Below are 13,297 nucleotides of genomic sequence, written 5' to 3' on the forward strand. Positions count from 1 at the left end.
GCGCTTGATTTGCCGGCACGCACAGACACGCGTCAGCGATTGCAAATGCTTCTCGTGACGTCGCCGTCGGCAAGCGCCGCGATCGCAGGAAAACACTATGCAGCAAGTATTATTCTGCGCGCGCACATCACGAATGATCAGTGCGATGATGCGCACTGCAAAGCGCGCGATGGCGTCGCGGGGACGAATCGCGGACTCTGAGTCGCGAATTTTGGCAACGAAATTATTTTCATGCTTAACGGCGGAAGCGCTCGTCAGAGCGCGTGCAAGTCGCCGTTTCATGCGAATCGCGCCGCCGCGATTCGCATCTGCAACGTGACCTCAACGGGATGAAGTTTGCTGTTTGCGATGCGTGCGCGCGTCTCGTCTCGTCTCGACGTGGCGCGAGGTGACGGCAAGCATCCCGCCGTCTCGTCCGAACGCGCGACGTCAGACGCCGAGCTTAGACTTGAGCAGCTCGTTGACACTCTGCGGGTTCGCCTTGCCGCCGGATGACTTCATCACCTGGCCGACGAACCAGCCGAGCGACTGCGGCTTGTCCTTCACCTGCGCGGCCTTGTCGGGATTGGCCGCGATGATGTCGTCGACAACCTTTTCGATCGCCGAAAGATCCGTGACCTGCTTCATGCCGCGGCTTTCGACCAGCGCGCGAGGGTCGCCACCCTCCTGCCAGACGATCTCGAACAGATCCTTGGCGATCTTGCCGCTGATCGTGCCCTCGCCGATCAGGTCGACGATCGCGGCAAGCTGCTCGGCGTTGACCGGAGCGCCCGTAATATCCCGTCCCTCCTTATTGAGACGGCCGAACAGCTCGTTGATCACCCAGTTCGCCGCCATCTTGCCATCGCGGGCGCGGTTGGCGAGCCTGTCGAGCACCGTTTCGTAGAACACCGCGCTCTCGCGCTCGGCGACGAGCACGCTCGCGTCGTAAGCCGACAGGCCGAGGTCGGCGACAAAGCGCGTCTTCTTCTGGTCCGGCAGCTCGGGGAGCTCAGCCTTCAGCTCGTCGACGAAGCCTTGCGAGAACTCCAGCGGCAGCAAATCCGGATCGGGGAAGTAGCGGTAGTCGTGCGCCTCTTCCTTCGAGCGCATCGAGCGCGTCTCACCCTTGTTGGGGTCGTAGAGCCGCGTCTCCTGGTCGATCTGGCCGCCATCCTCGAGGATCTCGATCTGGCGGCGCGCTTCGTACTCGATCGCCTGGCCGATGAAGTTGATCGAGTTCATGTTCTTGATCTCGCAGCGGGTGCCGAGCGGCGCGCCCGGCTTGCGCACGGAGACGTTGACGTCGGCGCGCAAAGATCCCTTCTCCATGTCGCCGTCGCAGGTGCCGAGATAGCGCAGGATCGAGCGCAGCTTGGTCACATAGGCCTTGGCCTGCTCGGCGTCGCGGATGTCCGGTTTAGAGACAATCTCCATCAGCGCGACGCCGCAGCGGTTGAGATCGACAAAGGACAGCGACGGCGACTGGTCGTGCAGCAATTTTCCGGCATCCTGCTCCAGGTGCAGCCGCTCGATGCCGATCGTGGCAGTCTTGCCGTCGCCCAATTCAACCGTCACCTCGCCCTCGCCGACAACGGGCGATTTGTACTGGCTGATCTGGTAGCCCTGCGGCGAGTCCGGATAGAAATAGTTTTTCCGGTCGAACACTGAACGCAGATTGATTTTTGCGTTGAGGCCGAGGCCGGTCCGGACAGCCTGCCTGACACATTCCCCGTTGATGACGGGCAGCATGCCTGGCATCGCCGCGTCAACGAGCGACACGTGGCTGTTCGGCTCGCCGCCGAACGTGGTGGACGCGCCCGAGAACAGCTTTGAGTTCGAGGTCACCTGGGCATGGATCTCCATGCCGATGACCATCTCCCAGTCACCGGTTGAGCCCTTCAGAAGCTTGTGCGTGGCCGTGCTCATGTCTTGCTCCCGAGCAGCGTGGCAGCGATCCGCTCCCACTCCGCTTCCAATGAATCCTTTGCCGCAGGCTGGCCGGCCTGGCGGTACCAATAGCCGGCATTGCCGAGATCGCCTTCGACGCGGTGCAGATAGGCGTGCACCCAGGCGGCGGCGCGGCCATTGTCGTCCTGGACGATCTTGTGCGCCTGGTCCCAGTCGCCCTTCGCGGCCCACCAGAGACCGGCGAGCGGCGCGCTCAGGCCAGGCGCGGGCGCTGCGCCGTCGAGGCTCGCGATGAAATCGGCGACATTCACCACCACCTCGCGGGCGTGAAGCGGCCGGCGGCCTGCTCGATCACCTCACTGAGCGAGAACAGCGTCTCCTCGTCGAAGGGACGGCCGATCAGCTGCAGGCCGAGCGGCAGACCCTGCGCGTCCTTGCCGGCGGGCACGGCGATGCCCGGCAGGCCCGCCATGTTCACGGTGACCGTGAAGATGTCGTTGAGATACATCTCGACGGGGTCGGCGCCGCCCTTCTCGCCGATGCCGAAGGCCGCCGACGGCGTCGCCGGCGTCAGGATCGCGTTGACGCCCTTGGCGAAGCAATCCTCAAAATCCTTCTTGATCAGCGTGCGCACCTTCTGGGCACGCAGGTAATAAGCGTCGTAATAGCCGGCCGAGAGCACATAGGTGCCGATCATGACGCGGCGGCGCACCTCCGCGCCAAAGCCTCTGGCGCGGGTGTTCTCGTAGAGCTCGGTGATGCTCTTGCCCTGCTCGCGCAGGCCATAGCGGACACCGTCATAGCGCGCGAGGTTAGACGAGGCCTCCGCCGGCGCCACGATGTAATAAGCCGGCAGCGCGTATTTGGTGTGCGGCAGCGACACCTCGACGAGCTCGGCGCCGGCCGCCTTCAGCCATGCCGCCCCCTCCCTCCAGAGTTTTTCGATTTCGGCCGGCATGCCGTCGAGACGATATTCCTTGGGGATGCCGATCCTGAGGCCCTTCACGGACTTGCCGATCGCGGCTTCGTAGTCCGGCACGGCAATGTCGACGGAGGTCGTGTCCTTCGGATCGTGACCGGCCATCGAGCGCAGCAGCACCGCCGCGTCGCGCGTGCTGCGCGCGATCGGCCCGGCCTGGTCGAGCGAGGAGGCAAAGGCGACGATGCCCCAGCGCGAGCAACGGCCATAGGTCGGCTTGATGCCGACGGTTGCGGTGAACGCGGCCGGCTGGCGGATCGAGCCGCCGGTGTCGGTCGCAGTCGCCCCCATGCACAGCAGCGCCGCCACCGCGGAGGCCGAGCCGCCGGACGAGCCGCCCGGCACCAGCGTGGTGTTGCTTCCGTCGCGCCGCCAGGGATTGGCGACGGGACCGAAGCACGAGGTCTCGTTCGCCGAGCCCATCGCGAACTCGTCATTGTTGAGCTTGCCGAGCATCACCGCGCCGTCGCGCCAGAGCTGCGAGGTGATGGTCGACTCGTAGGTCGGCACGAAATCGCCGAGGATCTTCGAGCACGCCGTGGTGCGCACGCCCTTGGTCGCGAACAGGTCCTTGATGCCGAGCGGGATGCCGGCGAGCGGGCCGGCGTCGCCCTTGGCGATCTTCTCGTCCACGGCCTTGGCCATGTCACGCGCGCGATCGGGCGTCTCCATCACGAAGGCATTGAGCACGCGCGCGGCTTCGATCGCTGAAAGATGCGCGTCGGTCAGCTCGAGGGACGTGAAAGTCTTGTCGGCGAGACCCTTGCGGGCCTCGGCGAGCGTCAGCGATGTCAAATCGGTCATTTATTGATCGGGCTGCAGAAGAACGGAGACAGGGTCTTGTCGTTGGCCGGGTCGTCTTTTTTCTTGGCGGCGGCGTTCGCAGCGGCCTCGATCTCGTCGAGCACGGCATTGACGGCGACATTGGGATCGGCAGCCTTACCCTGCCGCTCCATCTTGTCGAGATAGTTCATGTAGGCCTGATAGGCCTTTTCATCGTCGCAAAGCATGCACATCGGACTTGGCCCTAAAAGCTACTCAACAACCTTGGGCACCAGGAAGAAGTGACCTTCGGTCGCAGGCGCGTTGGCAACGATATCGTCGGCGATCTCGCCGTCATTGACCACGTCTTGCCGCTTCTTCATCTGCATCGGGGTGACCGAGGTCATCGGCTCCACGCCCTCGACATTGACCTCGGAGAGCTGCTCGACAAAGGCGAGCATGGCGTTGAGCTCGCCCTGCAGATGCGGAACCTCGTCCTCGGAAACTGCAATGCGCGCCAGATGCGCGATGCGGCGGACGGTAGCGGCGTCGACGGACATTATATAAGGCCTCTCACGGCAAAACCTATGTGCCGTATAGCAGAGGCCGGTTTTGCGCCGCAACCGGCGCCGGGAGCTACCCGGCCATCTGCCGCAGCCGGGCCAGCGCCGATTGGGCCAGATCCCGGGTCAATTCGGCCGCGGGGACTTCGCGGCCCAGGGCAATGGCCTGGCCGGCCCAGAGATTGGTGAAATCCACCCGGCCCTGCTTTTCGGCAGCCGTCTTCAGCGGCCCCAGCGCCGTCGCCGCATGGGGAAACGGCGGCGCGTCCGGCGAGATCGGGCCGGCCTCGCACATCAGCCGGTTCTGGACACCGCGCGCCGGGCGGCCGGTCATCACATTGGTGATGACGGTGGAATCGTCCCGCGCCTCGGCAAGCGCCTTGCGGCCGCCTGCGCTGACCTTGGACTCCGGACAGCGCAAGTACGCGCTGCCGATCTGCACGCCGGAGGCGCCGAGCGCGAAGGCGGCGGCAATGCCGCGCCCGTCGGCGATGCCGCCGGCCGCGATCACCGGCACCTTCACGGCATCGACGACCTGCGGCACCAGCGCAAACGTGCCGGGCTGCTCCGAGATCTTGTCGGTCAGGAACATGCCGCGATGGCCGCCGGCCTCGGCACCTTGCGCAATGATGGCGTCGACGCCGCGCTGTTCGAGCCAGACCGCTTCCTTCACTGTCGTGGCGGACGAGATGACGAGACAGCCTGCCGCCTTGACGCGCTTGAGCAGCGCCGGCTCCGGCAGGCCAAAATGGAAGCTGACGACCTCCGGCTTCAGCTCCTCGACCACCTCGCAGAAAGAGGCATCGAACGGCGCGCGGTTCGCGGCATTGATCGGCGCAGCGGGATCGAGGCCATGCTCGGTGTAATAGCCCGTGAGCCGCTGCTTCCAGCGCGCTTCGGCCTCGGCCGTGAGCTCGACCGGCGTGTGGCAAAAGAAGTTCATGTTGACCGGCGCCTTCACGCGCTGGCGGATGATGTTGACCTGCTCGCGCGCCTTCTCCGGCGACAGCATCGCGCTCGGCAACGAGCCGAGCCCGCCGCCCTCTGCCACCGCGATCACCAGCTCGGCGTCCATCACGCCGGCCATCGGCGCCAGCACGATCGGAAATTCGGTCTTGAAGAGATCGATCAGTCGACGGTCAGGCCACATGGTGTGTCTCTCTTGGTTCAGGCGAGCGATGCGATGGCGTTGCGCCGGCCGGCAAGGAGCTGCTCGGCCTCAGTCGCAATCCGTTCGACGATCTCGGCCGCCGGTGGAATATCATGGATCAGGCCGACAGCTTCTCCCGCAAAGACGGCCGCGACTTCGAAATCGCCCGCCATTTTTGCCGCGGCGTATTCCTTGGCAACGTCGTCTGCGCGCTGCATCAGCTCGACCTCGCGGCCGGTCCAGCTCTTGATATGGCCGTTGACCAGCGTTCGCGCAGTGAACGGCGCCGGCCAGAACAGTTTTCGCGACCAGTCGGGAACGACGCCGCGCACTGTGTCGTTCGAATCGGCTGTCCGGATGCGCTCCTTGGCGTCCGCAGCGGCATTGGCCTCCACGCTCGCATAGAAGCGCGTGCCGACCAGCACGCCGGAGGCGCCCAGCATCATCATCGCGGCGAGGCCCCGACCGTCAGCGATCCCGCCAGCCGCGACGACAGGCACGCGCCCGGCCGCGAGATCGACGATTGCTGGCACGATATCGAGTGTCGTTCGCGATGCGCCATGGCCGCCCGCCTCCGTCCCCTGCGCGATCAAGATCTCCGCGCCGGCATCGAGCGCCTGTTTCGCCATGTCCTCGCTTTGGACCTGGCACATCAATCGCGCACCGCTGGCCTTGATCTGCGGCGCGAACGGCGCGGGATCGCCGAACGACAGCATGACGACCTGCGGGCCGGCATCGAGCGCGATGTCGAGAAGGTCAGGTTGTTTTGCCAGGCTCCAGGTGATGAAGCCGATGCCGAACGGCGCAAAACCCTTCAACTCCGCGGCCTCGGCCTGAAGTCGGGCGCGGTCACCGTAGCCACCACCGAGGATCCCGAAGCCGCCGGCCTCGCTGACGGCGCGGGTGAGCCGGCAGCCCGCGATCGTGTCCATGGGCGCCGACAGGATCGGATGCCTGATCCCGAGAAGCTCCGTCAGCGGCGTGGTGATCGGCATGCGTTCTCCCGCTCTGGACAGAAACATTAGGCCCAACTAGCATTCTCGAAAAATGAATTGTAGCGAACGCTGCCATCACAAAAGCGAAACGACACCATGGAACTCAGCGACATCCAGACCTTTGCCGCGGTCGCCCGCACCGGGGGCATCACGCGCGCCGCCGAAGAGCTCAACACGGTGCAATCCAACGTCACCCAGCGCATCAAGGCCTTGGAGGCCGAGATCGGCACACCGCTGTTCGAGCGTCACAGCCGCGGCATGACGCTGACCGGCGCCGGCAAGAGGCTGTTGCCTTACGCGCAACGAATGGCGGCGTTGTCGCGCGAAGCCGTGCTCGCCGCGCGCGACGACGGCGAGCCGAAGGGGCCGCTGGCGATCGGATCGATGGAGACGACGGCGGCAGTGCGGCTGCCGCCGCTGCTGTCCGATTTCCACCGCCGTTTCCCCGCCGTGCGCCTCAGCCTGCGCACGTCGCCGACCGCCGATCTCGTCGCCGGCGTGCTCGAAGGCACACTCGATGGCGCCTTCGTCGCCGGCCCCATCGCGCACGCCGACCTCACCGTAACAAGCGCATTTCGCGAAGAGCTGGTGCTGGTCAGCGCGCGGCGCTGGGCCTCGCTTGCCGAACTGCGCGCCGGCACGCCGGAATCCGGCCCGACGGCGCTCGCGTTCCGCACCGGTTGCACCTATCGGCAGCGGCTCGAGCAGATCTTCGTCGAATTCGGCTGGCCTTCGGCAGCGCGCTTCGAGCTCGGCACGCTCGACGGCATGATCGGCTGCGTCGCCGCCGACATGGGCGTGACGCTCCTGCCGCGCGCTGTGGTCGAGCGCAGCGCGATGAACGGCAGCGTGACGATGCACGCGCTGAGCCCGTCGCATGCCCGCGTCGAGACGCTGTTCATCCAGCGCCGCGCCGGCCATCAAACCAGCGCGCTTCATGGCTTCTTGTCATGCCTGACCAGGGCCGACGACATCATCGCGGCCTGATGAACCACCGCCGCAGCGCAACGGGAGCCAAGATCGGGGTTCACTCCGCGGCGCGACGCGTGATATGCGCTAGTCCATGCCGGCTCTTATCCTGCCCCTCGTCGATGCTGCAACCCACTGGCCCGACCGCGGCGGGTTGATCGGCCTTGATCTTGGCACCAAGACCATTGGCGTTGCCGTATCCAATCCGGACCGCCGGCTCGCGACCGGTGTCGAGACCATCCAGCGCAAGGCGTTCAAGCAGGACGCCGCGCGGCTGCTCGCCATCGCAGCCGAACGCAAGGTGGTCGGCTTCGTGCTCGGCCTGCCCATCAACATGGACGGCAGCGAGGGCCCGCGCGCCCAGTCGACCCGCGCGTTTGCGCGCAATCTGGCCAACCTCACCACGCTTCCGATCGGCCTCTGGGACGAGCGCCTCTCGACCGCAGCGGTCGAGCGCGAGCTGATCGGCATGGACGTCAGCCGCGCCAAGCGCGCCGAGGTGATCGACGAGCACGCCGCGATCTTCATCCTGCAGGGCGCGCTCGACCGGCTCGCCAATCTTCGTACGGCTTCAGAGAATGGCTGATCCATGGCCGTCGTGATCGCGGCGCTGCTGCCGGTCTTCATCCTCATCGTGCTCGGCGTGGTGCTCAGGCGCAGCCTGATGCGGCTCGACACGCAATGGCACGGGCTGGAGCGGCTGACTTATTTCGTGCTGTTTCCGATGCTGCTGATCCAGACGCTGGTGAAGGCCGACCTCACAAAAGTGCCGGTCGCCGGCGTCGGCGGCGCGCTGCTGCTGTCGGCGCTGGCGATGTCGCTGTTGTGCCTTGCGCTGCGGCCAGCCTTGGCGCGCCTCGACATCGACGGCCCCGCCTTCACCTCGATCTTCCAGGGCGCGACGCGCTGGCAGACCTATGTCGCGCTGTCGGTCTCCGCCAATTTGTACGGTGACGTCGGACTGGCGCTGGCCTCGGTCGCGATGGTCGCGATCATTCCGCTGGTGAACGTGTTCAGCGTCGCCGTGCTCGCGCATTACGCCGCGCCGGAGAAGCAATCGGCGCGCGCCATCGTCATGACCGTGATCCGCAATCCACTGATCTGGGCCTGCGCGATCGGCCTCTTCATCAACGTCACCCATCTGCCGCTGCCGAAAATCTGGCACGAGGTTGCCGACGCGCTCGGCCGCTCCTCGCTCGCCATCGGCCTGCTCGTCACCGGCGCCGGCCTCCAGCTCAAGGGCCTGCTCCGCCCGAGTCTCGGTGCAACGCTGGGCGTGGCGTTCAAGCTCGCGCTGATGCCGGTGCTCGCGCTGGCACTCGCCGTCTGGTTCGGCCTGTCAGGTATCAACCTCGCGATCGTCGCGATCTGCGCGGCGGTGCCGACCTCGCCCAGCGCCTACGTGCTGGCCCGCCAGATGGGCGGCGATGCACCGCTGCTGGCGCAGATCATCACGCTGCAAACGATTTTGGCGGCGATCACGATGCCGATCGCGATCGCGCTGGTGGCTTAGACCTCGTCATTGCGAGCGCAGCGAAGCAACCCAGAATCCCACCGCGGCAATAGTCTGGATTGCTTCGCTGCGCTCGCAATGACGGAGTGTGGGGCAACCGCTTGGCTACCCCCCCAGCCACATCGTCAGCACCACCGCCGTCATGTTGTTCAACGCGTGCAGCACGATGGTGAGCCAGAGCGAATTGGCGCGGTAGCGCATGTAGCCGAACCAGAGGCCGATGGAGAACACCTCGGCGAGGAAGTACAGATCGTATTGCAGGTGCACCGCCGTCCACACCAGCGACGACAGGATGATCGCGCCGGGCACGCGCAGGAAGCTCGCCGACCAGCCGCGGAACAGGAAGCCGCGCGCGAGCACCTCCTCCGACATCGGCGCGGCCACGCTGAAGGCGAACAGCAGCAACAGCGCGGCGCCCTTGTCACGGCCCGATTTCAACAGGTCGGTCATGAAGCCTGGCGTGGCCTCACGGCCGAAGGATCGCGACACGACCTCCCAGGCCATCACGACCAGGATGAGGCCGGCGGCGCCGAGCAAAAGCTGGCTCCAGGCCGGCCAGCGCAGCGCCAGATAGTCAACGAAGGATGCCTTCTTGATGCGGATGGCGAGCCACACCGCCGCGAGCGTCGCAGGCAGGCCCATGATCACGGACAGCGCCAGCGCCTGCGGTTCGCGGCCGACCGACTGGATCGAGTTCATGTCGAGCGGCAGCCCGCGCATGACCCCCAGCAGCAGGACCGCCCCAACCTGGCCGACGAACATCGCGACAAAGACAAGCAGGCCCCACAACGCTGTGCCCCAGAACTTCCAGACGCGCAGGGGCGCAGGCCTCAAGATCAGCGGCGGATGATCGGGATTGAGCGTGTCCATCAGAAGGCTTTCGTTTGGCGGGCTCACGGCAGCGCCCGCTCCAGCAGCCCACGCACCTCACCGCTCTCGAGCTCCACGGCACCGTACATGCTGGCGTGATTGACGGCGAGGCGCGTCGCGGCGAACAGCTCAGCGTGGTGGGATGAGACGCCGCTGAGCGCCGCGGCGGCGGCCAGCAGCGCCAGCTTCTCGACCGCGAGCCGCGCGATGCGCTCGCCGTCGGCGCGACGGAAAGTTTTCCCGATAAGAGCGACCGCCTCGCTCGCCCCGGGCAGGTCTTTCGTCTCGGCCGCAAGCGATTGCAGCACGGCCATCGCGGCCTCCGGCTCGCGCGAGAGCGCGCGCAGCACGTCGAGGCACATCACGTTCCCCGAGCCTTCCCAGATCGCGTTGACCGGCGACTCCCGGTAGTGGCGCGCCAGAATGCCGTCCTCGACATAGCCGTTGCCGCCGAGGCACTCCATTGCTTCATAAAGGAATGGCGGTGCGCTCTTGCAGGTCCAGTATTTGATCGCGGGCGTCAGCAGACGCATGTAGGCCGCGTCAGCCGCGTCATGCGGCGTGCGGTCGAAAGCGCGGCAGAGCCGCATGACGAGCGCCGTGCTCGCCTCGACATGCAGCGCCATGTCGGACAGCACGGCCTGCATCAAGGGCTGATCGGCGAGATGTTTCTGGAACACACTGCGGTGACGGGCGTGATGCAGCGCGTGCGCGAGGCCCGAGCGCATCAGGCCGACCGAGGCAATCGCGCAATCCTGCCGCGTCAACTGCACCATCTGGATGATAGTGCGGATGCCCTTGCCTTCTTCACCAACGCATTCGGCATGGGCACCGACGAACTCGACTTCCGAGGACGCATTTGAACGATTGCCGAGCTTGTCCTTGAGCCGCTGGAACTGGATCGCGTTGACCGATCCGTCCGGCGCGAAGCGCGGCATGAAGAAGCAGGTCAGTCCCTGCTCGGCCTGCGCCAGGACCAGGAACGCGTCGCACATCGGCGCCGACATGAACCATTTATGGCCGGTGATGCGGTAGGCGTTCCCGTCGCGCACCGCACGCGTGATGTTGGCGCGCACGTCGGTGCCGCCCTGCTTTTCGGTCATGCCCATGCCGAGCGTCATGCCGCGCTTGTCCCACCACGGCGTGAAGCCGGGATCGTAGCTCCTCGTCGATAACACCGGCATCACCTTGGCGAGCAGGTCCGGCTGCATCGCCAGCGCCGCAACGGAGGCGCGGGTCATCGTCATCGGGCATAGATGACCGGTCTCGACCTGCGAGGCCATGTAGAATTTTGCGGCACGAATGACTTCGGCGGCATCGCCCACCGGTGTCCCATCCGCCATCCACGTCGAATTGTGCACGCCGGCATGCGCGCTGTGCGCCATCAGTTCATGATAGGCGGGATGAAATTCGACCTGGTCGCGGCGATTGCCCTTGGCATCGAAGGTGCGGAGTTTCGGCGTGTTCTCGTTCGCCGCGCGCCCGCGATCGGCCATCGCCGCCGAGCCCCAATGTTTCCCGAACTCGGACAGCTCCCGCTCCGCGGCGGCGCCGCCATTGGCCTTCACAGCGTCGACCAGCGGGCGATCGACGGCAAACAGGTCGACGTCCTCGAACGGCGGCGACTGGTTGAAGACCTCGTGGGTCGCGAAGCTCGGCTGGGTCATCTCGTGTCCTCGGCGCGGAATCTGTTCCGCCGCGGCTGGATCGGGAAATCATAGGCCGCCCCGCCCGCCCCCGGCAGGGAAAAATGCCACCACTCCTTCGAATAGTTCACAAAGCCTTGCTTCGCCATCGCGGCCACCAGCCGTCTGCGCCAGGCGCGCTGATCCGGATTGATCGATGGTGCCGCGGTATGCCCTTTCGCATCGGTGCAATCATAGCCGGTGCCCATGTCGACGCTGCTTTCCGGCAGCCGCGCCTCGACCGGCGCGGTGCAGTCGGCGTAGGATTTTGACGGATCGATCTTGGCGGAATTGTCAGCCTTGAGATCGACCAGCGTGAGGTCGAGCGCCGCACCCGTCGAATGCTGCGAGCGGCTCGCGATATAGCCGAGGCGGAACAGCTCGGTCTTGGGGATCTTCGGATTGTAGCGCCGATCGGCTGATGTCTCGTGGCCGTTCTGCGACCATTTCACCATGTCGAGCGAGGCGCGCGCCGGCCGGTAGCAATCGAACATTTTGAGCGAGAGATTTTGCGTGGCGAGATCCTGCTGAACCGCATTCAGCCGTAGCCCCACCTCCCGCCTCACCACGCATTCGCCCGCACCATAGCCGGCGAGCGGGCGCCCGACGAAGTTGTTCGCGGTGGCGTAGCGGATGTCCTGAATGATGGTGGGATCGACGTCGCGCAGATAGACGAAGCCGCCGGGGAGCGATTGGGCTGAAGCGGATGAGATTATGGTTATCGCACCAATCGCCGTCGGAAATAATCTCACGAGATGCCTCCACATCGTCATGGCCGGGCTTGTCCCGGCCATCCACGCCTTTTCTGCGGCAGCACCTAAGAACGTGGATGCCCGGGACAAGCCCGGGCATGACGGAGATAGACGGCTTGGGCATGCAACGTCGGCAATAGGCCGACAGATCAGGGGATAACTCCCCGCCCCGGCATTGGCCCTTGCTCCCTCCGCCATCCGCGCCTATAGCTCTCGCTTTAATGACATCGAAATCGACCTTCGTCCTCGGCCACCGGCATTTGCTGGGCATCGAGGGCCTTTCCGCGGCCGACATCAGCGGCCTCCTCGACCTGTCCGAAGAATATGTCGAGCTCAACCGCCAGGTTGACAAGAAGCGCACCGTCCTGCGTGGACGGACGCAGGTAAACCTGTTCTTCGAGGCCTCGACCCGGACCCAGTCTTCGTTCGAGCTCGCCGGCAAACGCTTGGGTGCCGACGTCATGAACATGTCGGTGTCCTCCTCGTCCATCAAGAAGGGCGAGACGCTGGTCGACACCGCGATGACGCTGAACGCCATGCATCCGGATATCCTGGTGGTGCGCCATCACGCCTCCGGCGCGGTGGAACTGCTGGCCCGCAAGGTTGACGGTTCCGTGATCAATGCCGGCGACGGCGCGCATGAGCATCCGACGCAGGCGCTGCTCGACGCACTCACCATCCGCCGCAACAAGGGCCGGATCGAGGGCCTCGTGGTCGCGATCTGCGGTGACGTGCTGCATTCGCGCGTCGCCCGCTCCAACATCATCCTGCTCAACGCCATGGGCGCCCGCGTCCGCGTCGTCGGCCCCTCCACGCTGCTGCCGCCCGGCATCGAGCGGATGGGCGTCGAGGTCGCGCGCGACATGCGCGAAGGGCTCAACGGCGCGGATATCGTCATGATGCTGCGGCTGCAGCGCGAGCGCATGAATGGCTCCTTCGTGCCGTCGACCTCCGAATATTTCCACTATTTCGGGCTCGACCAGAAGAAGCTCGCCTACGCCAAGCCCGACGCACTCGTGATGCATCCAGGCCCCATGAACCGCGGCGTCGAGATCGACACGGCGGTCGCCGACGGCGCACAGTCCCTGATCCGCGAACAGGTGGAGATGGGCGTGGCCGTGCGCATGGCGGTGCTCGAAGCGCTCGCCCGCAACCTGCCGAACGCGTGA

At 65.6% G+C, this 13,297-nt stretch carries 14 protein-coding genes; 4 read left to right on the forward strand and 10 right to left on the reverse strand.

All coding sequences use genetic code 11. The features are described 5' to 3' along the window. Positions 1 to 429: 429 nt before the first annotated feature. From gatB to ABIC09_RS27490, 7 genes are all read right to left on the reverse strand, one after another. A complete protein-coding gene (gene gatB, locus ABIC09_RS27460; protein ID WP_354032662.1) occupies positions 430 to 1,908 on the reverse strand; it encodes an Asp-tRNA(Asn)/Glu-tRNA(Gln) amidotransferase subunit GatB in 1,479 nt (492 codons plus the stop codon). Further along, positions 1,905 to 2,207: a hypothetical protein gene (locus ABIC09_RS27465; protein WP_354032661.1), complete on the reverse strand. Its 303-nt coding sequence runs from the start codon at positions 2,205 to 2,207 to the stop codon at positions 1,905 to 1,907. Before ABIC09_RS27465 ends, gatB begins: the two co-directional genes overlap by 4 nt. Next, positions 2,198 to 3,673, reverse strand: a complete 1,476-nt coding sequence (gene gatA, locus ABIC09_RS27470; protein ID WP_354111207.1) for an Asp-tRNA(Asn)/Glu-tRNA(Gln) amidotransferase subunit GatA — start codon at positions 3,671 to 3,673, stop codon at positions 2,198 to 2,200. Before gatA ends, ABIC09_RS27465 begins: the two co-directional genes overlap by 10 nt. Further along, a complete protein-coding gene (locus tag ABIC09_RS27475; protein WP_014494728.1) occupies positions 3,670 to 3,885 on the reverse strand; it encodes a hypothetical protein in 216 nt (71 codons plus the stop codon). The genes gatA and ABIC09_RS27475 overlap by 4 nt, the downstream gene beginning before the upstream one ends. Positions 3,886 to 3,903: 18 nt before the next feature. Next, entirely contained in the window at positions 3,904 to 4,191 is a 288-nt protein-coding gene (gene gatC, locus ABIC09_RS27480; protein WP_008548395.1) for an Asp-tRNA(Asn)/Glu-tRNA(Gln) amidotransferase subunit GatC, read from the reverse strand. 76 nt (positions 4,192 to 4,267) lie between these two features. Further along, entirely contained in the window at positions 4,268 to 5,344 is a 1,077-nt protein-coding gene (locus ABIC09_RS27485) for an NAD(P)H-dependent flavin oxidoreductase (protein WP_354111208.1), read from the reverse strand. A 17-nt stretch (positions 5,345 to 5,361) separates the two neighbouring features. After that, on the reverse strand, positions 5,362 to 6,339 hold the full coding sequence (locus tag ABIC09_RS27490; RefSeq protein ID WP_354111209.1) for an NAD(P)H-dependent flavin oxidoreductase: 978 nt from the start codon (positions 6,337 to 6,339) through the stop codon (positions 5,362 to 5,364). A gap of 96 nt (positions 6,340 to 6,435) precedes the next feature. Between ABIC09_RS27490 and ABIC09_RS27495 the strand changes: the two genes are divergently transcribed. The 3 genes from ABIC09_RS27495 to ABIC09_RS27505 all read left to right on the forward strand — a co-directional run bounded on the left by ABIC09_RS27495 (position 6,436) and on the right by ABIC09_RS27505 (position 8,821). Beyond that, positions 6,436 to 7,326: a LysR family transcriptional regulator gene (locus ABIC09_RS27495; RefSeq protein ID WP_354083633.1), complete on the forward strand. Its 891-nt coding sequence runs from the start codon at positions 6,436 to 6,438 to the stop codon at positions 7,324 to 7,326. A gap of 76 nt (positions 7,327 to 7,402) precedes the next feature. Beyond that, complete coding sequence (gene ruvX, locus ABIC09_RS27500; RefSeq protein WP_148754915.1) at positions 7,403 to 7,894, forward strand: Holliday junction resolvase RuvX; 492 nt, start codon at positions 7,403 to 7,405, stop codon at positions 7,892 to 7,894. A 3-nt stretch (positions 7,895 to 7,897) separates the two neighbouring features. Next, a complete protein-coding gene (locus ABIC09_RS27505; protein WP_354111210.1) occupies positions 7,898 to 8,821 on the forward strand; it encodes an AEC family transporter in 924 nt (307 codons plus the stop codon). 105 nt (positions 8,822 to 8,926) lie between these two features. On the opposite strand, the gene ABIC09_RS27510 is transcribed toward ABIC09_RS27505, so the two are convergent. From ABIC09_RS27510 to ABIC09_RS27520, 3 genes are read right to left on the reverse strand one after another with little or no spacing between them, the layout of a single operon-like run. Then, complete coding sequence (locus ABIC09_RS27510) at positions 8,927 to 9,691, reverse strand: CPBP family intramembrane glutamic endopeptidase (protein ID WP_148754937.1); 765 nt, start codon at positions 9,689 to 9,691, stop codon at positions 8,927 to 8,929. A 23-nt stretch (positions 9,692 to 9,714) separates the two neighbouring features. Beyond that, entirely contained in the window at positions 9,715 to 11,358 is a 1,644-nt protein-coding gene (locus ABIC09_RS27515; RefSeq protein ID WP_354111211.1) for an acyl-CoA dehydrogenase family protein, read from the reverse strand. Then, the gene (locus ABIC09_RS27520) at positions 11,355 to 12,128 is read right to left on the reverse strand and encodes a M15 family metallopeptidase (protein WP_502917704.1); all 774 of its coding nucleotides are present in this window, start codon (positions 12,126 to 12,128) and stop codon (positions 11,355 to 11,357) included. The genes ABIC09_RS27515 and ABIC09_RS27520 overlap by 4 nt, the downstream gene beginning before the upstream one ends. 221 nt (positions 12,129 to 12,349) lie before the next feature. Here ABIC09_RS27520 and ABIC09_RS27525 point away from each other — a divergent pair, with 221 nt between their 5' ends. After that, positions 12,350 to 13,297 carry an aspartate carbamoyltransferase catalytic subunit gene (locus ABIC09_RS27525; RefSeq protein WP_148754911.1) on the forward strand — a complete coding sequence of 316 codons (948 nt, stop codon included), beginning with the start codon at positions 12,350 to 12,352 and terminating at the stop codon, positions 13,295 to 13,297.

The sequence above is a fragment of the Bradyrhizobium sp. S3.12.5 genome, assembly GCF_040548225.1.
GTDB classification, from domain to species: Bacteria; Pseudomonadota; Alphaproteobacteria; order Rhizobiales; family Xanthobacteraceae; genus Bradyrhizobium; species Bradyrhizobium cytisi.